The following is a 23,127-nucleotide window of genomic DNA, read 5'->3' as shown; positions in this document are numbered from 1 at the left end:
GCGCTCTCCCGAAAGATGCGCGTCCCCGTTCCGACTGGTTGCGCGGACCTTAGTGCGGGCGGTCCGGTCGATCAAGCCGCTCGGTCAGGGTCAGCAGGTCCTGCCAGGCCTTCTTCTTCTGAGCCGGCGTTCGCAGCAGGAAGGCCGGATGCAAAGTCGGCATGGCCGGGAGTTCAATAGACTGGTCTTCGGAGACCCACTCGAACCAGCGCCCGCGCATCGACAGAATGCCTTCATCGCGCTTGAGCATGGCCTTGGCGGACGCGCCGCCGGCCAGAAGCAGCATCTTCGGCTTCACCAGCGCGATGGCCCGCTCGACGAAGGGCGCGCAGACGGCCTGCTCTTGTGGCGTCGGAGTGCGGTTTCCGGGCGGGCGCCAAAATACGGTGTTGGTGATGAACACACGATCTTCGAGGCCTGCAGCCTTGAGCATCCGATCGAGAAGCTTGCCCGCGCGCCCCACAAACGGTTGTCCTTGCGCGTCCTCGTCGGCCCCGGGGCCTTCGCCGACAATCATCAACGGGGCGTCGCTGACGCCGCGCGAGAACACGGCCTGCTTGGCGCCCTGGCCCTTGAGCGGGCAGCCCTCGAAGGCTGCGATGGCGGCGGAAAGGCTTTCCAGATCCTGGCAGGCGGCGGCCGCAGCCTTGGCCGCAGCGACCGCCGAGACGACATCCGACGAGCGCACCGCGACCAAACCGGAGCGCGCGACTGGCGGCGGAGGCTGGCTCTTGGCGCGAAGCATCGCCGCGCCCTCCGCCAGGCGATCAATCGGGGCTTCGGCGTACAGGGCCTCGACGCCCGCATCGGCCCAGAAGGCCAGCAGGCTTTCGACGGCGCGTTGATCGACGGCGAGGCTCATGCGACCGTCTTAACTCGGATTGTCGCCGGTCTCCACGCTGCGCTGCAGCAAAAAATCCGGCTAGGTGCTTGACCACCCCCGCGTCACGTTCGGATAAGCTGTGATTCAAACAGTCATAAGAGCGGCCGTAGGGCCTCACCGGGAGATCCCATGAGCGAAGACCTCGAACGCGAGTCGATGGAATACGACGTCGTCATCGTCGGCGGCGGTCCCGCGGGCCTCTCTGCGGCGATCCGTCTGAAGCAGATGGCCGCCAAGGCCGGGACCGAGATTTCGGTGGCCCTGCTCGAAAAGGGCTCCGAAGTCGGCGCGCACATCCTGTCGGGCGCGGTGATCGACCCCAAGGGCTTGGCCGAACTCTTCCCCAACTGGAAGGAAGAGGGCGCGCCGCTGGAGACGCCGGTCACCAAGGACCGCTTCAAGCTGCTGGGCCCGCAAGGCGAGCTGAGCCTGCCGATGTTCGCCATGCCGCCGTTCATGCACAACCACGGCTGCTATATCGCCTCACTGGCCAATCTGACCCGCTGGCTGGCCGGCAAGGCCGAGGAGCTGGGCGTTGAGATCTATCCGGGCTTCGCCGCCTCGGACCTTGTCTGGAATGATGACGGCTCGGTCAAAGGCGTGGTGGTCGGCGTGGTCGGCATCGGCAAGGACGGCGAGAAGAAGCCCGACTACCAGCCCGGCATGGAGCTTCACGGCAAGTACGTCTTCATCGCAGAGGGCGTGCGAGGCTCGCTGGCCAAGCAGCTGATCGCCAAGTTCAAGCTGGACGAAGGCAAGTCGCCGCAGAAGTACGGCATCGGCATCAAAGAGCTCTGGCAGGTGCCGCCGGAGAACCATCAGCCGGGTCTCGCCGAGCACACCACGGGCTGGCCTCTGGACGACCAGACGGGCGGCGGCAGCTTCATGTATCACTTCGGGGACAACTACGTAGCCATCGGCTACGTCGTGCATCTGAACTACAAGAACCCCTGGCTGTCGCCGTTTGACGAGTTCCAGCGCTTCAAGCAGCATCCCGCAGTCCGTCCGCATCTGGAAGGCGGCAAGCGCATCGCCTATGGCGCGCGCGCCATCACCGAAGGCGGTTATCAGTCGGTGCCGAAGCTGACCTTCCCGGGCGGCGCGCTGATTGGCTGCTCGGCCGGCTTCGTGAACGTTCCGCGCATCAAGGGCAGCCACAACGCCGTCAAGACCGGTATTCTGGCCGCCGACGCGGCTTTTGAAGCCGTGCAAGCCGGTCGCGCCAGCGACGAACTGACCGCCTATCAGACGTCTTACGACAAGTCGTGGGTGGCCAAGGAACTGAAGATCGTCCGCAACGCCAAGCCGCTGCTGGGCAAGTTCGGTACGGCGCTCGGCGGCGCGCTCGGCATGGCCGACATGTGGGTCAATCACCTGACGGGCGGCGCTTTCGGTCTTTTTGGCACGCTAAAGCACGACAAGACCGATGCGGCCTCGACCGGCCTGGCCAAGGACTACAAGCCGATCGTCTATCCGAAGCCTGACGGGGTGATCAGCTTCGACAAGCTCAGCTCGGTGTTCCTGTCGGCGACCAACCACGAGGAAGACCAGCCGGCGCACCTGCGCCTGAAGGATCCTTCGGTGCCGATCCAGGTGAACCTGCCCAAGTACGGCGAGCCGGCGCGTCTCTACTGTCCGGCAGGCGTCTACGAGGTGCTCTACAACGAGCAGGGGACCGATCCGCGCTTCCAGATCAACGCCCAGAACTGCGTCCACTGCAAAACCTGCGACATCAAGGACCCGTCGCAGAACATCGTCTGGACCACGCCCGAAGGCGGCGGCGGACCGAACTATCCGAACATGTGATGAAGCAGCCTCCCGCCCCTCAGGTCGGGAGGCTTTTTCTTGCGGACCGTCTCGAAACCTCAGAGGGTGGCGGCATGACGCGTCTCAAAGTCCTGCTCGCTTGCGTATCCGTCTCCGCCTTGGCCGCCTGCGCTTCAGCGCCTGGCTCGGTCTCTATGCGCGGCCCTGTGGGGCAGAGCTATGCTCTGTTCGACACGCGCACGTCTTACGGACAGTTCCTGGCGGGGCAGGCGGCGCTGCGCGACGGTAATTCCAAGGACGCGGCGACATATTTCGGCACTGCGGCTGTATTGGGCGATGACCCCGGCGTCATCGCCGAGCGATCGTTCACCGCGCTTTTGCTGTCAGGAGAGATCAGCCGCGCCGCAGCCGCCGCGCCCACCGAGGCCGGCGGAACCGAGGCCATCCGGCGCTTGGGCGTCCTGACCCGTGTGGTCGAGGCGCTGGCGCTCGGCAAGGGTAAGGAGGCGCAAGCCCTACTGAAGTCCGATCCGCCCGGCTTCCCGCACCAGCAGGCCGTCGCGCTGCTTGGGCCCTGGACCGCCGCCGCCGCTGGCGACAAGGATGGCGCGATCGTCCAGCCTGTGCTGCGTAATGACAAGCTGGTGCAGTACTTCGGTCAGCAAGGTCAGGCGCGCTTGTTTGAACGCGCCAAGCGCTATGACGAGGCCGAGACCGACTACAAGGCGCTGACGTCCAACGCCGCGACGGCCAGCATCTTCACGCTGGACTATGGTGCGTTCCTCGAGCGTCGCAAACGCCATGACGATGCCATCGCGCTATATGACGCCGCGCTACGCGCCGCGCCTGCCGACACGGGTTTGCAGCGCGCCCGCGCCCGCGCGGTCGCCCGAGGCGCGCCGCCGCCAGCACCAACAGTTCGCCAGGGCGCGGCCGAGGGTTTGATCGCCTGCGCCGCCACATTTGCCGGCGAGCGGCAGACCCAGTTCGCTCTGGCCTATCTGCGCCTGGCTTTGCGTCTCGATCCTGAACGTGATGAGGCGTGGGTTCTGGTCGGTGATCTGCTGAACCAGGCTGACGATAATCAGGCGGCGATCGAAGCCTATGGTCGCGTTCCGCCTGGTTCCCCGCACTATGCCTCGGCCCAGAGCAAGATCGCCTGGGCCTGGAACGAATTGGGCGACAAGACCAAGGCGCTGGAAGTGGCGCGAGCGGCGACGGTGGCCGCGCCGAATGACCGGGACGCCGCAGTCGCGTTGGCAGATCTCCTGCGGGCCAGCAGCCGTTGGGACGAGTCGGTGGCTGTGCTGGATCCGATCCTTGCGCGTGAAGCTACAGCGCCAGATTGGCGCCTGCTCTACCTGCGCGCCGTCGCGCTGGAGCAAGGCGGACGCTGGTCTGAGGCCGAACGGGACCTTCAAGCGGCTCTGAAGGTCAATCCCGATGAGCCCGAGCTTTTGAATTTCCTGGGCTATTCCTGGATCGATCGCAATGAGCGCCTTCCCGAGGCCCTGGCCATGGTGGAGAAGGCCGTCGCAGCGCGACCGCAGTCGGGCGCCATGCTGGACTCGCTGGGCTGGGCCTATTTCCGTCTTGGCGACTACAAGACCGCGATTGAAAAGCTGGAGGCGGCGGTCGAGCTCGAACCCGGCGATCCCGACATCAACGGCCATCTGGGCGACGCCTACTGGAAGGCGGGTCGCACGATCGAGGCGCGGTTCCAGTGGCAGCGTGTCCTGAGCCTCGAGCCGACGGACAAGCAGAAGGTCGACTCCGAGGACAAGCTGAAGAACGGTCTGGGTCTCTCCGCACCAGCGACGACGTCGACGATCGCCCACAACTGAGCTATCGGCTTGAGCCTCTCTAAGCCTTGAGTCACGAGATCATGCGGCTGTCAGCGTTCGCCCCGGCCAAGGTCAATCTGTTCCTGCACGTCGGCGGGCCGGACAGTGACGGCTATCACCCGATCTCGAGTCTGATGGTCTTCGCCGATATTGGGGATCGGGTGAACATCCAGCCGAGCGACGCGCCGGCCTTCGAGACGTCAGGACCGTTCGGGGATGAAATTCCCCAGGGCGGCGACAACTTGGTGGTCCGTGCGGCGCAAGTTTTCCACCGCCGCCTTGGGGGGCCAACGCCGCCTTATCGGCTGATCCTAGAAAAGCACCTGCCGATCGCTGCGGGCCTGGGCGGCGGGTCCAGTGACGCCGGCGCGGCGTTGAAGCTGTTGCGGGACGCTTTGGCGCCGGCGCTCTCCGACGACGAGCTTGAGCCGCTGGCCGCGAGCCTCGGCGCAGATGGCGCAGCGTGTCTGCGCGCCCGCGCCTTGATCGCAGAGGGGCGCGGCGAGAAGCTTTCCTCCGCGCCCGGACTGCCCGAGTTGAACGCGGTGCTGGTCAATCCCGGCGCGCCGTCGCCGACCGGCGCGGTGTATCGCGCCTACGACGCGGGCGTGCATCCCGACGGCGCCGCTCCGCCGCCCATGCCAGACCACCTGGAGAGCGCTGAAGAGGCGGCGGCTTGGCTGGCCTTGGCCACCCGCAATGACCTGGAGGCTCCCGCCGTGGCCCTGGAGCCCCGCATCGCCGAAGTCCTGGGCGCGCTGCGCGAGGAACCCGAGAGCCTGCTGGTGCGCATGTCAGGCTCGGGCGCGACCTGTTTCGCACTCTGCGCCAGCGATATCGAAGCCGAAGGTCTGGCCGAGCGTCTTGAGACGATGCGCCCAGATTGGTGGGTGCGACGTTGCCGCCTGAGTTGAGGAGACGACGATGATGAAACGCCGCGACGTCCTGGGAGCCCTCGGCGTCTTCGCCGTTCCGCCGAGCCTGGCCTCTGCGCAGATCCTCAGCTTGCCCGCGACGCCAATCGTGCCCGGCGCCGGTGATGTGCTGGTCCGGCTCGACACCAGCCTGGGCCCGATCATCATTGCGCTGAAGGCGCGCCAGGCCCCGCTGACCGCAGCGAATTTCCTGCGCTATGTAGATGAGAAGCGCTACGACGGTTCGAGCTTCTGGCGCTCGGCCAAGGCGCCGAGCGCGGTGGACTATGGTTTGATCCAAGGCGGTCTGCAGGGGGATCCGCAGAAGCTCCTGCCCCCGATCGCCCATGAATCTACGACCCAGACGGGCCTTAGACATGTTGACGGGACCCTTTCGCTGGCCCGTAAGGCGCCGGGCACTGGCGATAGCGACTTCTTCATCTGCGTGGGCGACGCGCCCTATCTCGACGCCAATCCGGCGGGGGAGGGGGATAACCTCGGCTTCGCCGCGTTCGGGCAGGTGGTTCAGGGGATGGAGGTCGTTCGCAAGATCCTGAACCTGCCGACGCCAGGCAAGGCCACCAACCCCGTTATGGAAGGCCAGATGCTGGACCCGGTGGTCCCGATCATCACTGCGCGCCGCCTCTAGACCGCCGTCGCGGCGAAAAGAAAGGGCGCGGAGGTTTCCCTCCGCGCCCTTCGGCTTTGAGCCTGACCCCAGCCTTAGCTGTGGTAGGCGCGTTCGCCGTGTTCGGAGATATCCAGACCGTCTTCTTCGGCTTCCGGCGCAGCGCGCAGGCCGATCACCAGCTTGATCACGAAGAACACGATGACCGATGCGACCAGCGACCAGACGACGGTGACACCCACGCCCTTCAACTGCGCCATGAGCTGGACGCCCATGTCGTAGACGGCGGTGTCGCAGGTCGACAGGTCGCCGTCCTTGCCGCAGCTGGTGTAGTCGACGACGCCAGCGCCGCCCCAGGCGGGGTTGACCACCAGGCCGGTGCCGATAGCGCCGACGATGCCGCCGACGCCGTGGATGCCGAAGGCGTCCAGGCTGTCGTCGTACTTGAGGGCGTTCTTCACGACCGAGCAGAAGACGATGCAGATCGGCGAGACCACGAGGCCCAGGAGCAGCGCGCCCATCGGACCGGCGAACCCGGCGGCCGGGGTCACGGCGACGAGGCCGGCCACGATGCCCGAAGCCAGGCCCAGGGCCGAGGGCTTCTTGCGGGTGACCCACTCAACGAGGATCCACGACAGACCTGCGCCGGCGGTGGCGATAAAGGTGTTGACCATGGCCAGCGAGGCGTAGCTGTTCGACTCGAGGTTCGAGCCGGCGTTGAAGCCGAACCAACCCACCCACAGCAGACCAGCGCCCACCAGGGTCAAGGTCAGCGAGTGCGGCGGCATCGGCTCTTTGCCGTAGCCTTGACGCTTGCCCAGGATCACGGCGCCGACGAGAGCGGCGATACCGGCGTTGATGTGAACCACGGTGCCGCCGGCGAAGTCGAGCGCGCCGAAGCTCCAGATCAGGCCGGCCTTGACCGTCTCTTCAGGGGCGAGAGCGATCGCGTTCGGGCCCGGCCACCACCAGACCATGTGCGCCATCGGATAGTACGAGAGGAGCGGCCACAGCACGGCGAAGGCGACGATGGCGGCGAACTTCATGCGCTCGACCAGCGAGCCAACCACCAGGGCGGCGGTGATGGCCGCGAAGGTGGCCTGGAACGCGATGAAGGTCAGTTCGGGGATCACGACGCCCGTGGAGAAGGTCGCCACGTTGCTGGCCGGGGTCACGTCCTTCAGGAAGACGCGGCCCAGACCGCCGACGAACTTGTCCCAGCTGCCGCCATCGGTGAACGCGAAGCTGTAGCCCCACAGGAACCAGGCGACGAAGCCGATCAGGGCGACGGTCGAAACCTGCATCATGACCGACAGCATGTTCTTGGAGCGCACCAGGCCGCCGTAGAACAGCGCCAGGCCCGGCAGGATCATCAACAGGACGAGCAGGGCGGAGGTCAGCATCCAGGCGTTGTCGCCCTTGTCCATCTTGTCTTCGATGGTCGGCGCGGCGGCCGGAGCGGGCGCGGCTTCAGCAGGCGCAGCGGCGGCCGGGGCCGGCGCAGCCTCGGCGGGCGCGGCGGCGGCCGGCGCGGGCGCGGCTTCCTGAGCGAATGCGGTCACCCCCAGCGGGGCCCCCGCGAGGGTCGCGGCGAGCATAAGCCCGGCCAGCGGTTTGAAGGTGAGTTTCATCGTCGGTATCCCCTTTTCCCGATGCGTTACAGAGCGGCCGAGCCGGTTTCGCCGGTGCGGATGCGGACGGCTTCCTCGACATTGAGGACGAAGACCTTGCCGTCGCCGATCTTGCCGGTGGCGGCCGCGCCCTTGATGGCCTCAACGGCCTTGGCGGCCGAGGCGTCATCGACGACGGCCTCCAGCTTCACCTTCGGCACGAAATTCACCTGGTACTCAGCGCCCCGATAAATCTCGGTCTGGCCCTTCTGGCGGCCGTAGCCCTTCACTTCAGACACCGTCAGGCCTTCGACGCCGGCGGCGACGAGCGCTTCGCGCACCTCGTCCAGCTTGAAGGGTTTGACGACCGCTATGATCAGTTTCATCCGCCTTACTCCGGCCCGCCGAGACGCGGGCTTGATTTGCTTGATTGTTCGGAGGCGAAGCCGCCCCCGTTTGTGATCACCGCCGACGCCGCCCTTACGCGCTGCATCGTTTCCCCGGCCTGGCCACGCTATCGGCGACGGTTCCGTGACGGGGCGCGCGAGAAAGGTTTTGGAAACGAAAGGGGCGCGGCGCCCAAAAAAAGGGCTTCGAGACTCGTGAGTGCGACAGAATTCGGCGTTTTTGCCGGACGGGATGACTGCTGGTGCGCGACCAGCGCCTTGGCCTAGGTTGCGCCCCTTGTCCGACAGACCCGGAGTTCATTCCCATGCCGCCCATCGTCCTGAAGATCGCGCCCTGGCTGATGCTGGTGGCGTCCAACATCTTCATGACCTTCGCCTGGTACGGTCACCTCAAAAACAAGAGCATGGCGCTGCCGCTCGCCATCGTGACCAGCTGGCTGATCGCGCTTCCCGAATACATGCTGGCGGTTCCCGCCAACCGCCTTGGGAGCACGATGTATTCGACCGCCCAACTCAAGACTGGGCAAGAGGCGATCACGCTGATCGTCTTCACGCTGTTCTCGGTGTTCTATCTCGGTGAGCAGATCAAGCTGACGACCCTTCTCGGTTTCGCCCTGATCGTCTGCGGTGCGGGCCTGGTCTTCTTCTTCAAGTGATGCTTTCCGAGATCCCGGGTGGCTGATCAGGGAACCGACTCTCGGCGTCGAGCGTACATCGCTCGAACCGAAAGGAACGCGACCATGATCTCCAAACGTCTCCTGACCGCCGCCGCCGCCATCGCTCTGACGGCCGGCGCCGCTCATGCCCAGACCACGATCACCGAGGCTCCGGCCATGACGGCGCCCGCTGCGCAGGCGCCGGTCGTGGCCAAGGGCGACCTGATCGACACCGCCCAGGCGTCCGGTCAGTTCACGACCTTCCTGAAGGCCGTGTCGGCGGTGAACCTCACCAACGTCCTGAAGACCAACCAGAACCTGACCCTGTTCGCGCCGACCGACGCGGCCTTCGCCGCTCTGCCGGCCGGGACACTGGACACGCTGCTGTTGCCGGAAAACGGACCGATGCTGCAGAAGGTGCTGACCTATCACCTGATCAACGCCAAGGTGGACTCCAGCAAGATCAAGGGCGCCAAGGGCGAGGTGAAGAGCGTCGAAGGCTCGCCCTTGCTGCTGGACGGTAGCGGCGCGACGCCGATGGTGGACGGCGCGACGATCACCCAGGCCGACGTGATGGCCAGCAACGGCGTGCTGCACGTCGTGGACAAGGTTCTGCTTCCCAAGGACGTGCCCGGTCTGCAAGCCGCCGTCTCGGCGACCGACGCCTCCACGAACGTCGCGGCCAGCGAGTCGATGACGTCTATGGTTCGGGCGGCGACCAACCCGGCCTCAGACACGCCGGCCATGAGCACCGACATGGCTTCGGACCCAGCGGCGTCGCCGACCGCGATGGCTGCGCCGTCCGCCGGCGTGAACGCCTCGGGCGTCGTGCCGGTCTCGTCGAAGTCGCCGGACGAACAGGCCACCTTGAAGGCAGGCGACGCGAATGTGGTGTCGAACCCCCCCGTGGCCGACACCCCCGAAAATCGCGCCAAGTACGGCAAGCCGGCCTCGAACGCCGGCAAGCGCACCGCGCCCAAGGGCAACTAAGGCCTTTTGCGGCAAGGACATCGCTTGAAGCACCGGTCGGCGGGCCCTATGGTCCGCCGACTTTTTTCTAGGCCTGCTTCGATCGATGTCGCGCGAAAAACCCAAGTCCTTCCAAAGCCTGATCCTGACGCTCCATGACTATTGGAGCCGCCAGGGCTGCGTGATCCTGCAACCGCACGACGTCGAGGTGGGGGCGGGGACCCTGCACCCGGCCACGGTGCTGCGCGCCCTGGGCCCCAAGGCATGGAACGCGGCCTATGTGCAGCCCTCGCGCCGTCCGGGCGATGGCCGCTATGGCGAGAACCCCAACCGCCTGCAGCACTATTACCAGTATCAGGTGATCCTGAAGCCGAACCCCGAGAACATGCAGGACCTGTATCTCGGCTCGCTGGAAGCGATCGGCCTGGATTTGCGCACCCACGACATTCGCTTCGTCGAGGACGACTGGGAAAACCCCACCGTCGGCGCCTGGGGCCTGGGCTGGGAAGTCTGGTGCGACGGCATGGAGGTGTCGCAGTACACCTACTTCCAGCAGGTCGGCGGCCTGGACGTGAACCCGGTCGCGGGCGAGCTGACCTATGGCCTGGAGCGTCTGGCCATGTACGTGTTCGGCGTCGACAACGTCTATGACCTGCCGTTCAACGACCCGGACGCCCCGCTGGGCGCGACGACCTATGGCGACGTGTTCCTCGAGAACGAGCGCCAGCAGTCGGAAGCTAACTTCCACGGCTTCGACGTCGCCGTGCTCAAGCAGCAGTTCGAGCAGATGGAACAGCAGGTCCCGCTGATGCTGGCCCGCTCGTACCAGAACAAGGCCCTGGTGCTGCCCGCCTATGACATGGTCCTGAAGGCCAGCCACCTCTTCAACCTGATGAACGCCCGCGGCGCGATCGCCGTCGCCGAGCGCGCCAGCTACATCGGCCGCATCCGCGACCTTTGTAAGATGTGCGCCAGCGCCTGGGTCGAGCAGCAGGAAGCCGCGTAAGTTAAGATGCCCCAACTTCTCCTCGAACTTTTCTCGGAAGAGATCCCCGCCCGCATGCAGGCCCAGGCCGCCAAGGACCTGGAGCGCATGGCGCGCGAGCACCTGGCCGCCGCTGGCTTCCTGCCCGAGGCCCTGAAGACCTTCGCCGGTCCGCGCCGCCTGACCCTGGTGGCCGAAGGCCTGCCGCTGGCCCAGGCCGACCGCAAGGAAGAGCTGAAAGGCCCTCGCGTCGGCGCCCCGCCGCAGGCCATGGAAGGCTTCCTGCGCAAAGCGGGCCTGACGCAAGACCAGCTGGTGGAGCGCGACGGCGTCTATATGGCCTTCATCGAAAAAAAGGGCCGACCGACCGCCGAGATCATCGCCGAGATGGTCGAGGCCATCGTCCGCGGCTTCCCGTGGCCCAAGTCGATGATCTGGGGGACCAAGAAGCTGCGCTGGGTGCGTCCGCTGAAGCGGATCCTCTGCGTGCTGGACCGCGAGGTTGTGCCATTCACGATCGAAGGCATCGAAAGTGGCGACGTCACCGAAGGCCACCGCTTCATGGGCGAGGCCAAGCCGTTCACGGCCAAGGACTTCGACGAGTACGCGGCGGGCCTGGAAGCCCACTACGTCGTGCTGGACGTCGAGGAGCGGAAAGCCCGCATCCTGGAAGGCTGCAAGACCCTGTGCTTCGCGCGTCACCTGGAACTGGTCGAGGACCAAGGCCTGCTCGAGGAAGTCGCGGGCCTGGCCGAATGGCCGACGCCGGTGCTGGGCGACATGGACCCGGTGTTCCTCAGCCTGCCGCCCGAGGTCATCCGCACCTCGATGCGCACCCACCAGAAGTACTTCGCCGTCCGCAAGGCCGGGGAGGAGGGGCTGGCCCCGCACTTCATCACCATCGCCAACATCCAGGCGGCCGACGGCGGCGCGGTGATCTCGGCCGGCAACGCCAAGGTGCTGTCCTCGCGCCTGTCCGACGCCCGATTCTTCTGGGACGAGGACGTCAAGGTCGGCTTCGAACCGTGGCTCGAAAAGCTGAATGGCGTGACCTTCCACGCCAAGCTCGGGACGATGGCCCAGCGCGTCGAGCGTATCGTCGCCCTGGCCGCTGTGGTCGCCGAAGAGATTGGCGCGGATGCCGTTAAGGCAAGGGAGGCTGCACGCCTAGCCAAAGCGGATTTGGCCTCGCAGATGGTAGGTGAGTTCCCAGAGCTGCAAGGCATCATGGGTGGCTACTACGCTCGCCAGTTTGGAATGGACGCCGAGATCGCTGCCGCGGTCGAAGGGCACTACAAGCCCCAAGGGCCTTCGGACGCCGTACCGACAGCCCCGGTGAGCATTGCCGTGGCGTTGGCAGACAAGCTCGATACGCTGGCAGGCTTCTTCTCGATCGACGAGAAGCCCACCGGCTCAAAAGACCCTTACGCGCTTCGCCGCGCCGCCTTGGGTGTAATCCGTATCATCCTTGAGAACGGATTGAGCCTGCCGCTAGCCTCTATCCTTCGTAAAGCACTGCATATCATTTCAGAAGTTTCGGATGGTTTCACGGGTGGCGGCCCTGAGGTTGCGCCCGAGATCGTCACGTTCTTCGCCGACCGCCTAAAAGTCACTCTCCGCGACCAAGGCAAGCGTCACGACCTCGTCGACGCCGTGTTCGCCCTGGGCGACGACGACCTGGCGCGCATCGTCGCGCGGGTCGAGGCCCTGGACGGCTTCCTGAAGACCGACGACGGCAAGAACCTGCTGGCCGGCTACAAGCGCGCCTCCAACATCCTCAAGGGCGAGGAGAAGAAGGGCCCGCTGCCGACCGGCGAGATGCAGGCGCCGACCGCCGACAGCGCGGCCGAGGTGGGCCTCTACAACGCCCTGCGTCTGCTGGATAAGCCGCTGAAGGACGCGTTGGCGAAGGAAGACTTCACCGGCGCCATGACCCAGCTGGCCGAACTGCGCGGCCCGGTCGACGCCTATCTGGACGGCGTCTTCGTCAACGAACCCGAACACCGCGACAACCGCCTTCGCACGCTGGCAGCCGTGCGCGATGCGATGGGGCAGGTGGCGGACTTTGGGCTGATCGGGGGGTAAGGGGATCTCCCCCTCCGACTTCCCCGGCGAATGCCGGGGCCCAGATGCAAGAGCGCCCGCGTATCCGAAAGGATCGCGGGCGTTTCTGCATGAACCTCACAGCCTTAAGATCTGGGCCCCGGCATTCGCCGGGGAAATCGGATTTTTGACCCCTAAACCCGCACCGCCGCCGCGTTGAATTCCGCCATCCAGTCGGCGACCAGCGGGCGGTCGTCCTGGTCCCACGGGTGGAAGCCCGGACGGTACCAGGCGAAATAGGTCTTCCAGCCGCGGCGGAAGATGCCCGGGTCGCCCCAGACGAACCGCTTGACCGCCTTCAGCGCCGCCTTGGGCGTATAGCCGTCGGCCTCCAGCAGGCGCGCGGCATAGCGGCTGATGTTGCGGGTGAACATGATGGTCACAAAGAACATCGCCCGGCAGCGGATCATGTAGCGCTTCAGCGGCGACCAGTCCTTGGTCACCTCCAGGAAGACGTCATAGGCCACGGCCTTGTGCTCGGTCTCCTCGACCGCATGCCAGCGCCACAGCTTTTCGATCTCGGGGTCGGTGGTGTCGAAAAGGTTGCGGTGGCGGGCGTGCATCTCGGCCATCATGGCCGTGAAGTGCTCCAGCGCGATGGTTGAGATCAGCATGGCCATCGGGCCGCGATCGCGGGCCATCTTCACGCGGCCGCGAATGGTCTCCTCGATCTCGGCGACCGGATAGCGCTCGCGGTCGATCAGGCTGTTGAGGTGATGGTGCTCGCGCGAGTGGATGGCTTCCTGGGCGATGAAGCCCTTGGCGTCTTCAAGGAGCTTGCCCGACAGGCGGTCGCGATAGGCCTTCACCGCATCCATGAACATGCGCTCGCCGTCCGGGAAGGTCAGGGACATGGCGTTGAACACGGCGGTGCCGACGGGATCGCCGCCCAGCCAGTGGCCCTTCTGGGCCGAGGCCAGGTCGAAGCGGATGTCGCGCGGGGCGACGGCGAGATCATCGGGCGTATGCTTGGTCGCAGCGGTCATGGGCGTTGTGTCCTGGGCCAAGTTGAGGCTTGGTCAGCCTCTGTTGCTCCTGAGATTTGGTTGTACTGACAAAAATGTCAATAGAGACTTCGCCTGTCCGCGCCCCGCGCGTTCGCCGCTCGCCGGAAGCCGCGCGCGAGAACATCTTGGCGGCCGCAGAGGCGATCCTGGTGGAGCAGGGGCCCCAGGCCCTGAAGCTGGCCGACGTGGCCAAGGCCGCCGGCGTGGTCCACGCCAATGTCATCCACCACTTTGGCTCCATCGGCGGGGTCGAGACGGCGCTGATGGAGCGGATGATCCGCCAACTGGCCGACAAGGTGATCGCCGGACTGCAGCAGGATCGGGCCCAGATCGGCATGGGTGCTCAGGCCCTGTTCGACGCCTTTGAGGCCAAGGGCGCGGCGCGTCTAGCCGCCTGGCTGGAGATGACCGGCGAGGGGCGGCGGATGACGCTGGTGCGTGACGTGGTCGACGAAATTATCGAGACCCGCGTCGCCCGTGACGTGCGTATCGACCGTGACGGCGTGGTCGACTTCATCTTGCTGAACATCATCCTGGCGGTGGGCGTGGGTCTGTTCGGTCCGACCTTGAGCGAACTGCTCGGCCGGCCGGCGAGTCGCGCGCGCGAGCTGGCTCAGGCCCTGATCCAGCAACGCATTGACGAGGCGGTGTCTGGCTGAGGTCCGAGCTACGGATCGCGCATCCGCAGCGCAGGTAGCACCGCCTGGGTGAGGAGTGGAGCCAGACGCAAGTCGCCGGGCTTGGCCGGATCAACCCAGGCCAGTTGCTCGATCTCGGCGCGCGGGGCGATCTCGCCTGTCACGTCAGCGAGATAGGTCGCGGATTGCACGGTGAAGCCGGCTTCGTTGGCGGCGGGCGCGCTGAAGCAGCCCAGCAGGGTCGCCGAAACAAGCTCGCAGCCCAGTTCCTCGCGCAGTTCGCGAGCCAGGGTGGTCAGGTCGTCCTCACCAGCGTCGCGCTTGCCGCCGGGCTTCATGAAGATCGCGGTCCCGCGCTTGCGGACCAGCAGAAGCCGGCCGGCCTCGTCGCGGATCACGGCGGTGACGATATCGAGGACGCGGCTCATGATCAGACCCTAGCCGCGCCCGAGAGTCGCGTCGCTATTTCTCGACCGCCGCCAGGATGTGTTCGACGATCAGCTTCTCGGAGATCGCGTGGGGCTGACGGACGCCAAAGTTTGTTGTGGTGACGACGGCGACCAGATCCAGGTCCGGGATGATCACGACCTTCTGGCCGCCGGAACCGTTCATTACCCAGGCCTTGTGACCCGCGAAGGTCAGCAGCCAGATCAGGTAGCCATAGTCGGTGTCCTGGCGGGCGTTGGCGTGCGGCGTGATGGAGGCCTTGATGAAGTCGGCCGACAGCACCGCTTTGCCGTTCCACTGCCCGCCGTTGGCGTAGAGCTGGCCAAGCTTCAACAGATCGCGGCTTCGCAGACCAAGGCCGCCGCCACCCATGGCAAGGCCCAGCGGCGACATCTGCCAGTGGGGCGCTACGATGCCGAGCGGCTTGAACAGCGCTTCGTCGGCGAAGACCGGCAGAGGCTTGCCGACCGCGTTCTGGACCACTTGACCCAGGGTCACGACCCCAGCGGTGCAATAGCTGAAGCTACGGCCGTAGGGGGCGGTTTCCGGTTTCGGAACCCATTCTGGAAACCCACGCACGGGCAGATCGAGATAGAAGCCGACCCAATCCTCGATCAGGTACATGCGCTCTTCGTTGCCACGAGAGAATTGATTTTCATCGTCGCATTCGGCGATCGAGCTCATGGTCAGAAGGTCCTCGACCGTGACCTTGTCTTTGCGAGGGTCGGGATGGGCCGCCGGCGGGCGGTTCTTGAGGTAGGGCTTGATCGGAGCCTGAACGCTCGGCAGCGCCTGCCGGTCGATCGCAGCGCCGGCCAAAAGGGCGGTGACGGTCTTGGTGGCCGAGCGCGTATTGCGCCGCGCCTCTGGACCGCCGTCGGGTTTGTCCTCGTCATAGTAGGCTTCGAACACCAATTTGCCGTGGCGGGCGATCAAGACGCTGGTGATCTGCTGGAACTGCCCCGCTCTGATCGCGGCCGACATGGCGTCAAGCTTCGGGGCGGAGAGCCCTTCGGCGACTGGGGTCGCGGTGAGCATCTCTGGGGCGGCTTGGGCGCTGAGCGGCGCAAGGGCCAGGGCGGCGGCGAACGCGAGAACTTTCAACGGGGAACTCCAAAATCTGCCGTCGCGGTCTAGGTCGCGCGGAAGCCCGCGTCTTGGACATCTGAAACATGCGAGCGCCGTCCGCACAGCCGCGCGAACTCTCCGGGGGTGACGCCATAGGCGCGGATGAACTGGCGATTGAGGTGGCTCTGGTCGCAGAAGCCGGACGCCAAAGCGATGTCACCGATCGAGTCCCGTCCACGCATCAGGAGGTCGGCGGCGCGCTCCAGTCGTCGCGTGCGCAGGCGATCTCCGGGGGGCGCGCCTATCCAGCGTCGATAGCCTCGCGCAAGGTGGACAGGGTGGACGCCGGCCACGCGCGCCAGGTCGGCGACGCCGATCGGTTGGTCGAAGGTGTCGGCCAGATAGGTCTCGGCGAGGTCCAGCCAGCTAGGCCGCTTTTCGCTTTGGGGAGGCGGCGCCAGGGCCTGGGCCGCCAGTTCCAGACTCAAGCCTTCCAACGACAGCGACTCGGCGTCACGGATCAGCAGGGCGCGCGTCAGACGCAAAGCCGCGCTGCGGGCTTGGGGCCCCGTGAGGCGAAGTGCGTCGATTGCGGGGCCGGCGCCGGCTTCGGCCAAGGCGCGCCAGTCCGTCGCATCGAAGCTGACCGCGAGAAAGCAACCGCCGCCATCGAAAAAGCGGTCGCGGTGGACGACGCCTGGCGGGTTGTAGACCAAGACCGGACCTTCGGTCTCCGGACCGGAGGCGGTGGTGATGTAGCGGCCGTGCGTGGCCAGTACGAAGTGAGCGTCGTCGTGGCTATGCTCATCGACGTGGTCGGCGCGCTTGGTGGCTTCCAGGTGCGCCAGACGCACGCCCGGCAGTTGGCGCTCAACGTTCGGCGCGCCGTAGAACCGGCCTTGGCTGAAGTCGGTTCTTGGGGCTGTCATTTCAGCCCAGCTTCTCCGCCGCCCACGGGGCGAAATAGGTGATGATCCCGGCTGCGCCGGCGCGCTTGAAGGCGGTCAGGCTTTCCAGGATGGCGCGGTCCTTGTCGATCCACCCGTTCTGGGCGGCGGCCATGATCATCGCGTATTCACCCGACACCTGGAAGGCGTAGGTCGGCATGCGGAACTCGTCGACGATGCGGCGGACGATATCGAGGTAGGGCATGCCCGGCTTGACCATGACCATGTCAGCGCCCTCGGCGATGTCGAGCGCGACCTCGCGGATGGCCTCTTCGGTGTTGGCCGGGTCCATCTGGTAGGTCTTCTTGTCGCCCTGGCCGGCCGACAGCTTGGCCGAGCCGATCGCGTCGCGGTACGGGCCGTAGAAGGCCGAGGCGTACTTCGCGGCGTAGGACATGATCATCACGTCCTGGTAGCTGGCGGCTTCCAGCGCCGCCCGCAGCTTGCCGATGCGGCCGTCCATCATGTCGGACGGCGCCAGGATGTCGGCGCCGGCCTCGGCCTGCATAAGGCCCTGCTCGATCAAGCGCTCGATGGTGGCGTCGTTGAGGATCTTGCCGCCCTCGACCACACCGTCGTGACCATGGTCGGTGAAGGGGTCCAGCGCCACGTCGCACATGATCCCGACCTCGGGGGCGGCGTCCTTCATGGCCTTGACCGCGCGGGGGATCACGCCGTCCGGATCGGCGGCGATCGAGCCCGTGGCGTCCTTCCGCGACCCGTCGATGTGCGGGAAGATGGCGATAGCCGGGATGCCCAGATCGCGGGCCCGCACAGCGGCCTTGGCGGCTTCCTTCACCGATAGGCGTTCGACGCCCGGCATCGAGGCGACCGGGATCGTTCCTTCGCCCTCATGCACGACCATCGACCAGATCAGGTCGGACGGGCGCACCTCGTGCTCGCGAACGAGACGACGGATCCAGTCGTTCTGGCGCACGCGGCGCAGGCGAGTGTGCGGATACGGGGCGAGGGGCGGCGTGGTCATGGCTTTGATGTGAACCGCGCCGCCGGTCGAGGCAAGACCAGGGTGTCCTTAAGCGTCCTCATGAATAGCGGAACGCCGCATCGTCCAGGTCGATGGTCGGGAAGAGATCCTTCTCGGTCCAGTAGTCCTGGGTGTGGCGCCATTCGGGCTTGTCGCCGGCCTGGGGCAGCAGGTGCATGTTGCGCATCAGGTAGCCGGGATTGAAGTCCTCGGGATCGATCCAGCTCCCGATCTTCATGTCCTTGTCCTCTGGTCGTAGGGCGACCTCGACCTGGCGGACATGCTTGTCTTCCATATGCGCGAGCAGGCGGCAGACGAAGTCGCCGATCAGATCGGCGCGCAGGGTCCAGCTGGCGCGGAAATAGCCGAACACCCAGACGAGGTTGGGCACGCCGGTGAACATCATGCCGCGGTAGGTGACGGTCTTGGCGAAGTCGAGCGGCTGGCCGTCGATATCGAAGGCGATGTCGCCCAGCACCGAGAGGTCAAAGCCCGTGGCCGTGATGATCACGTCGGCGTCCAGGGTTTCGCCAGACTTGAGCAGCAGGCCCGTCTTGGTGAAGCGCTCGATCTCGTCGGTGACGACGCTGGCCTTGCCCGAGGCGATGCCCTGGAACAGGTCGCCGTCCGGCACGAAGGCGATCCGCTGGCGCCAGGGGCGGTAGCGTGGCGTGAAATGCTTGGCGACGTCGAACTCCTCGCCGAGGAACATCTTCACGCCCTCGAGCAGTTCGGTCTTGACGGTGTCGGCCTCCTCGATCGCGCGGCGCGTGAAGTCATGCTGGTCGAACAGCACTTTCCTGCGGACGATCTCGTGGATCCAGGACTCGTCGATCTCCAGCTGGCGCAGCGTATTGGCTAGCTCGTTCTCATTGCGGCCCGGCACGAAGTAGGTCGGCGAGCGCTGCAGCAGCGTCACGTGCTCGCAATCGCCGGCGATGTTGGGCACCAGGGTGGCGGCGGTGGCGCCGGAGCCGATGACGACGACCTTCTTGCCCTTCAGGTCGAGGTCGGCCGGCCAGGTCTGCGGATGGACGATACGGCCCTCGAACTGGTCCATGCCAGGCCAATCGGGGGTGTAGCCGACCGAGTGGCGATAGTAGCCCTGGCACATCCACAGGAAGTTGGTCGTGTAGGTCTCGACGCCGTCGGGGCTGGTGACCTCAAGCGTCCAGAGCTTGTCCTTCGACGACCAGCGCGCGGCGCTGATCCGGCGACGATAGCGGATGTGCTCGCCAAGCCCGTTCTCGTCGATCACCTCGCCCATATAGCTGAGGATTTCGGCGGCCGTGGCGATCGGCGGGCCGACCCAGGGCTTGAAGCGATAGCCGAAGGTGTAGAGGTCGCTATCGGAACGAATACCCGGATAGGTGTGTGTCAGCCAGGTGCCGCCGAAGCCGTCGAGGGCCTCAAGAACACAGTACTGCGTTCCTGGCCTCTGGGTCGTCAGATGATAGGCCCCGCCGATCCCGGATATGCCCGCGCCGACGATGATCACATCGAAATGCTGTGTCGCCGCGCCTTGCGCGGACTTCTGAAGCGTCGCCGCCTCGGCCATGCCCGTTCCTCCCGTGTCGGCCGCTACGCGGCCTGTCAAACCGAGCGCCTCTGACGGGCGCTTAGGTTATCAACGTACACTTAGAGGGTCGCGCGGGCTTTGCGCTTAATCAAGCCCGTTCGCGCGGGAAACGCTTGTCGCGGCCTACGGAGCGGCGCGAGAGGCCAGCACCGACGGTCCGTCCAGACGCGTCCAGACCTGGGACTTGCAAAGCAGGTTGCCGATCACGCAGCCCTTGGCGCGCATGGTCTTGGCGTCGAGCACGTCAGCGGTGCCGACCAGAGTGATCCTCAGGGTCGGCACCCACACGCGGCCCTTCAGCGAGCCGTTATCCTGAGCCTCAAATTCGCGAAGCAGCTGCTTGCCGATCAGCGTGTCGGCGCCGGCCTTGCGGGCGTCGGCCTCCGCCTTGGCGCTGGCCCACACCACGACGCCGCAGGTCGCCGGGCCGCAGTTCTTGATCTCGAGGTGGACCGTGTTCTTCGGGTTGCGCCAGACGCCATAGCTTCGTGTGATGTCGCCGCCGGCGTAGGCGGGCGCGGCGAATGCAGTCACGGACAGGGCCACGGTCAAGGCGGCGAGGACGGATTTGAAGAAACGCATCACGGTCAGTGTAAAAGTGTTGTGGAGGACGCCATCCCCGGAGCAGCGCATTTGGAGCGAAAGGTGATGGTTATCAAGAGGGTGCGCCCCAACGGGCGATTCACACCGTGTAACGGAGGATTTCAGGTCACACGGGCCTCGGCCTTCCCATAGTCTGGATGACGCCGTGAAATGGCGGTGGCCCATGATTGACAGCGCGTCGCTGGCGCGGCACGTCAGCCGTCAACGAGGCGAGGGCGGTTCTGCCCCGAACGGGAGGAAGTGCGCATGGATTTCGCGCTGAACGAAGATCAAGTCGCAATCCAAGACGCCGCTCGCGCTTTCGCTGAAGGACAGCTTGCCCCGCATTCGGCGCATTGGGATGAAAAAAAGCACTTCCCCGTTGACGTCCTGCGCCAGGCCGCCGAGCTGGGCTTCGCCGGCATCTATGTGAACGAAGATGTTGGCGGCTCCGGCCTGTCACGGCTGGACGCTTCGATCATTTTTGAGGCCCTGAGCTACGGCGATGTCCCCGTCGCGGCCTATCTGACGATCCACAACATGGCGTCGTGGATGATCGACCGCTTCGGTTCGGACGATCTGCGCCAGCGCTATCTGCCGCGCCTGACCTCCATGGAGCTGATCGCCAGCTACTGCCTGACCGAGCCGGGCTCGGGCTCGGACGCCGCAGCGATGCGCACGAGCGCCAAGCTGGATGGTGATCACTATGTCCTCAACGGCGGCAAGGCCTTCATCTCCGGCGGCGGCGTTTCGGACATCTATGTCGTGATGGCCCGCACGGGCGGCGAGGGCGCAAAGGGCGTCTCGGCGTTCGTAGTCGAGAAGGGAACGCCGGGCCTCAGCTTCGGCGCCAACGAGCGCAAGATGGGCTGGAACGCCCAGCCGACGGCTCAGGTCAATTTCGACAACTGCCGCGTACCGGTCGCCAACCGCATCGGGCAGGAGGGCGAGGGCTTCCGCTTCGCCATGATGGGGCTGGACGGCGGTCGCCTGAACATCGCTTCGTGCTCGCTGGGCGGCGCCCAGTTCGCGCTCGACACCGCCAAGGCCTACCTCGAAACCCGCAATCAGTTCGGCCGACCGCTCAAGGACTTCCAGGCCCTGCAGTTCAAGCTCGCCGATATGGCCACGGAGCTGGAGGCGGCCCGCCTGATGGTGCGCCGCGCGGCCCATGCGCTGGACAGCAAGCACCCTGAGGCCACCAAGCTGTGCGCCATGGCCAAGCGCTTCGCGACCGACGCCGGCTTCCAGGTGGCCAATGACGCCTTGCAGCTACATGGCGGCTACGGCTACCTCCAGGACTATCCGCTGGAGCGCATCGTGCGCGATCTGCGGGTGCACCAGATCCTGGAAGGGACCAACGAAATCATGCGCGTCATCATCGCCCGCGAGATGTTCAGGCAGTGACCGTCGGATGATCTTTCTCTGTCGCCACGGCCAGACCTTTCACAATCGCGAGGGGCGCCTGCAGGGACGGACGGAGTCTGACCTGACGCCGCTGGGCGTGCTGCAGGCCAAGGCCATGGGGACGTTGCTGCGCGACCTCGTGCGGCGCGAGCCGCCTGCGCCTTGGCGGCTTGTCTCCAGCCCCCTCCGCCGGGCTCGCGCGACGGCGGAAGCGATCGGTGAGCGGCTGGGCCTTGAGGTCGGTTTCGATGAGCGTCTTGTCGAGATCGATGTCGGAGAATGGTCCGGACGCCTGCGCGAAGACGTGCATGGCGAGAATCCGCATCTGGTGGGCGACGACGCCTGGGGCTTCCAGGCGCCGGGCGGCGAGACCTATGAGGCCATGATGGCGCGTCTGATGTCGTGGTTGGGCGAGCAGATCGCCGAACCCGACCGGCGCCTCATTGTTGTCAGCCATGGCGTCGCAGGCCGGCTGCTCCGCGGCGCCTATGCCGGCCTGAGGCGGGAAGAGACGCTGCGGCTCGATATTCCTCAGGACGCCATCTATCGCCTCGCTAACGGCCAGATCGACCGCTTCGACTGCGCGCCGATCGACGAACCCGCCTAGGACCTGCCATGACCGACGATCCAGAAGTTCTCATCCGCGTCGAGAAGAATGTTGGGCGGATCACCCTCAATCGCCCGAAGGCGCTGCACGCTCTGACGTTAGGGATGTGCGAAACCATGATCGGCGCGCTGCTGGATTGGCAGGATGATCCCGAGATCTACATGGTCCTGATCGACCACGCCGGCGAGCGCGGCTTCTGCGCGGGCGGCGATATCCGCATGCTGGCTGAAAGCGGGGCCAAGGACGGTGTCGAGGCGCGACGGTTCTTCCACACTGAGTACCAACTCAACCATCTGCTGTTCACCTACGAGACGCCCGTTGTCGCGATCATGGACGGCGTCGTTATGGGCGGGGGCGTCGGAATTTCGATGCCGGCCCACATCCGCATCGCCACCGAGCGGACCACTTTCGCCATGCCGGAGACGGGCATCGGCCTTTTCCCTGATGTGGGTGGCGGTTGGTACCTGCCGCGCCTGCCCGGGAAGGCTGGGCTTTGGCTCGCGTTGACCGGCGCCCGGATCAAGGGCGCTGACTGCATGCGGCTCGGCATTGCCACGCACTTTGTGGAGTTCGGTGCGGTTGAGGGTCTGAAGAAGGCGATCGTCGCCGATCCGCGCCGCATCGAAGAAACGTTGCGCAAGTATCGCGCCGACGCGGGCAAGGCCTCGCTCCTGGGCTTCGAACAGGATCTGAATCGGCTGTTCGTGGGCGAAAGCGTTGAAGAGATCTTCGAGTTCCTGACCCTCGACTCCAGCGACTGGGGCAAGGCGCAGCTGGAGGTCATGAAAGCCAAGTCGCCCCAGACCCTCAAGGTGGCCTTCGAGCAGCTCAAGCGCGGCGCGGCTCTGGAAGACTTCGCCGAGAACATGGCAATGGAGTACCGGATCGGCTCTCGCGTGGTGATGAAGCACGACTTCATCGAAGGCGTGCGGGCCGTCATCGTCGACAAGGACAACGCGCCGCGCTGGTCGCCGGCCCGTGTGGAAGACGTGACCGAAGCGGCGCTGGCCGAGATCTTCGCGCCGCTTCCGGCCGAAGAGGAATGGACACCGCTGACGTAGCGGACGTCGTGCGCTAACGTGCCCGCAAAGAAG

General features: G+C 65.7%; 22 protein-coding genes. 12 read left to right on the top strand and 10 right to left on the bottom strand.

Features of this window, described 5'->3' with window-relative positions; genetic code table 11:
- Window positions 1–49: 49 nt before the first annotated feature.
- Window positions 50–862: a uracil-DNA glycosylase gene (locus tag ACT53N_RS02485; RefSeq protein WP_476062391.1), complete on the bottom strand. Its 813-nt coding sequence runs from the start codon at window positions 860–862 to the stop codon at window positions 50–52.
- A 150-nt stretch (window positions 863–1,012) separates the two neighbouring features.
- Here ACT53N_RS02485 and ACT53N_RS02480 point away from each other — a divergent pair, with 150 nt between their 5' ends.
- From ACT53N_RS02480 to ACT53N_RS02465, 4 genes are all read left to right on the top strand, one after another.
- Complete coding sequence (locus tag ACT53N_RS02480; protein WP_476062390.1) at window positions 1,013–2,689, top strand: electron transfer flavoprotein-ubiquinone oxidoreductase; 1,677 nt, start codon at window positions 1,013–1,015, stop codon at window positions 2,687–2,689.
- 74 nt (window positions 2,690–2,763) lie between these two features.
- Complete coding sequence (locus tag ACT53N_RS02475; RefSeq protein WP_476062389.1) at window positions 2,764–4,494, top strand: tetratricopeptide repeat protein; 1,731 nt, start codon at window positions 2,764–2,766, stop codon at window positions 4,492–4,494.
- Between the two features lie 41 nt (window positions 4,495–4,535).
- Window positions 4,536–5,408 (top strand): 4-(cytidine 5'-diphospho)-2-C-methyl-D-erythritol kinase, encoded by an 873-nt coding sequence (locus tag ACT53N_RS02470; RefSeq protein ID WP_476062388.1) that lies wholly within the window; start codon window positions 4,536–4,538, stop codon window positions 5,406–5,408.
- 10 nt (window positions 5,409–5,418) lie between these two features.
- Window positions 5,419–6,057, top strand: coding sequence for a peptidylprolyl isomerase (locus ACT53N_RS02465; RefSeq protein ID WP_476062387.1), 639 nt, complete (start codon window positions 5,419–5,421; stop codon window positions 6,055–6,057).
- 74 nt (window positions 6,058–6,131) lie between these two features.
- On the opposite strand, the gene ACT53N_RS02460 is transcribed toward ACT53N_RS02465, so the two are convergent.
- Both ACT53N_RS02460 and ACT53N_RS02455 read right to left on the bottom strand, forming a co-directional pair.
- Entirely contained in the window at window positions 6,132–7,667 is a 1,536-nt protein-coding gene (locus tag ACT53N_RS02460; RefSeq protein WP_476062386.1) for an ammonium transporter, read from the bottom strand.
- Between the two features lie 26 nt (window positions 7,668–7,693).
- Window positions 7,694–8,032, bottom strand: coding sequence for a P-II family nitrogen regulator (locus ACT53N_RS02455; protein WP_010919216.1), 339 nt, complete (start codon window positions 8,030–8,032; stop codon window positions 7,694–7,696).
- A 326-nt stretch (window positions 8,033–8,358) separates the two neighbouring features.
- Between ACT53N_RS02455 and ACT53N_RS02450 the strand changes: the two genes are divergently transcribed.
- The 4 genes from ACT53N_RS02450 (at window position 8,359) to glyS (ending at window position 12,748) form a co-directional block, all read left to right on the top strand.
- Window positions 8,359–8,709 (top strand): DMT family protein, encoded by a 351-nt coding sequence (locus ACT53N_RS02450; RefSeq protein WP_476062385.1) that lies wholly within the window; start codon window positions 8,359–8,361, stop codon window positions 8,707–8,709.
- An 84-nt stretch (window positions 8,710–8,793) separates the two neighbouring features.
- Window positions 8,794–9,699 (top strand): fasciclin domain-containing protein, encoded by a 906-nt coding sequence (locus ACT53N_RS02445; protein WP_476062384.1) that lies wholly within the window; start codon window positions 8,794–8,796, stop codon window positions 9,697–9,699.
- An 85-nt stretch (window positions 9,700–9,784) separates the two neighbouring features.
- Entirely contained in the window at window positions 9,785–10,684 is a 900-nt protein-coding gene (locus tag ACT53N_RS02440; RefSeq protein ID WP_476062383.1) for a glycine--tRNA ligase subunit alpha, read from the top strand.
- A gap of 6 nt (window positions 10,685–10,690) precedes the next feature.
- Window positions 10,691–12,748, top strand: a complete 2,058-nt coding sequence (glyS, locus tag ACT53N_RS02435) for a glycine--tRNA ligase subunit beta (RefSeq protein WP_476062382.1) — start codon at window positions 10,691–10,693, stop codon at window positions 12,746–12,748.
- Between the two features lie 152 nt (window positions 12,749–12,900).
- Here the strand turns inward: glyS and ACT53N_RS02430 are convergent, their stop codons facing one another.
- Window positions 12,901–13,752, bottom strand: coding sequence for a metal-dependent hydrolase (locus tag ACT53N_RS02430; protein WP_476062381.1), 852 nt, complete (start codon window positions 13,750–13,752; stop codon window positions 12,901–12,903).
- A 56-nt stretch (window positions 13,753–13,808) separates the two neighbouring features.
- Here ACT53N_RS02430 and ACT53N_RS02425 point away from each other — a divergent pair, with 56 nt between their 5' ends.
- Window positions 13,809–14,432, top strand: coding sequence for a TetR/AcrR family transcriptional regulator (locus ACT53N_RS02425; protein WP_476062380.1), 624 nt, complete (start codon window positions 13,809–13,811; stop codon window positions 14,430–14,432).
- A gap of 8 nt (window positions 14,433–14,440) precedes the next feature.
- On the opposite strand, the gene ACT53N_RS02420 is transcribed toward ACT53N_RS02425, so the two are convergent.
- The 6 genes from ACT53N_RS02420 to ACT53N_RS02395 form a co-directional block, all read right to left on the bottom strand.
- Complete coding sequence (locus ACT53N_RS02420; protein WP_476062379.1) at window positions 14,441–14,839, bottom strand: NUDIX hydrolase; 399 nt, start codon at window positions 14,837–14,839, stop codon at window positions 14,441–14,443.
- A 34-nt stretch (window positions 14,840–14,873) separates the two neighbouring features.
- The gene (locus ACT53N_RS02415) at window positions 14,874–15,962 is read right to left on the bottom strand and encodes a serine hydrolase domain-containing protein (RefSeq protein WP_476062378.1); all 1,089 of its coding nucleotides are present in this window, start codon (window positions 15,960–15,962) and stop codon (window positions 14,874–14,876) included.
- A gap of 29 nt (window positions 15,963–15,991) precedes the next feature.
- Complete coding sequence (locus ACT53N_RS02410; RefSeq protein ID WP_476062377.1) at window positions 15,992–16,855, bottom strand: helix-turn-helix transcriptional regulator; 864 nt, start codon at window positions 16,853–16,855, stop codon at window positions 15,992–15,994.
- Between the two features lies 1 nt (window position 16,856).
- Window positions 16,857–17,858, bottom strand: coding sequence for a porphobilinogen synthase (gene hemB, locus ACT53N_RS02405; RefSeq protein ID WP_476062376.1), 1,002 nt, complete (start codon window positions 17,856–17,858; stop codon window positions 16,857–16,859).
- Between the two features lie 58 nt (window positions 17,859–17,916).
- Window positions 17,917–19,416, bottom strand: a complete 1,500-nt coding sequence (locus tag ACT53N_RS02400; RefSeq protein WP_476062375.1) for a flavin-containing monooxygenase — start codon at window positions 19,414–19,416, stop codon at window positions 17,917–17,919.
- A 144-nt stretch (window positions 19,417–19,560) separates the two neighbouring features.
- Window positions 19,561–20,019: a DUF2147 domain-containing protein gene (locus ACT53N_RS02395; protein WP_310211782.1), complete on the bottom strand. Its 459-nt coding sequence runs from the start codon at window positions 20,017–20,019 to the stop codon at window positions 19,561–19,563.
- A gap of 261 nt (window positions 20,020–20,280) precedes the next feature.
- Between ACT53N_RS02395 and ACT53N_RS02390 the strand changes: the two genes are divergently transcribed.
- From ACT53N_RS02390 to ACT53N_RS02380, 3 genes are read left to right on the top strand one after another with little or no spacing between them, the layout of a single operon-like run.
- Complete coding sequence (locus tag ACT53N_RS02390; RefSeq protein ID WP_476062374.1) at window positions 20,281–21,426, top strand: isobutyryl-CoA dehydrogenase; 1,146 nt, start codon at window positions 20,281–20,283, stop codon at window positions 21,424–21,426.
- 7 nt (window positions 21,427–21,433) lie between these two features.
- Complete coding sequence (locus ACT53N_RS02385) at window positions 21,434–22,033, top strand: histidine phosphatase family protein (protein ID WP_476062373.1); 600 nt, start codon at window positions 21,434–21,436, stop codon at window positions 22,031–22,033.
- 8 nt (window positions 22,034–22,041) lie between these two features.
- Entirely contained in the window at window positions 22,042–23,094 is a 1,053-nt protein-coding gene (locus ACT53N_RS02380) for an enoyl-CoA hydratase/isomerase family protein (protein ID WP_476062372.1), read from the top strand.
- The last annotated feature ends 33 nt before the right edge of the window (window positions 23,095–23,127 follow it).

This window comes from Caulobacter sp. DMC95, from assembly GCF_056313785.1.
This window is presented reverse-complemented; position numbering and strand designations above follow the sequence as displayed.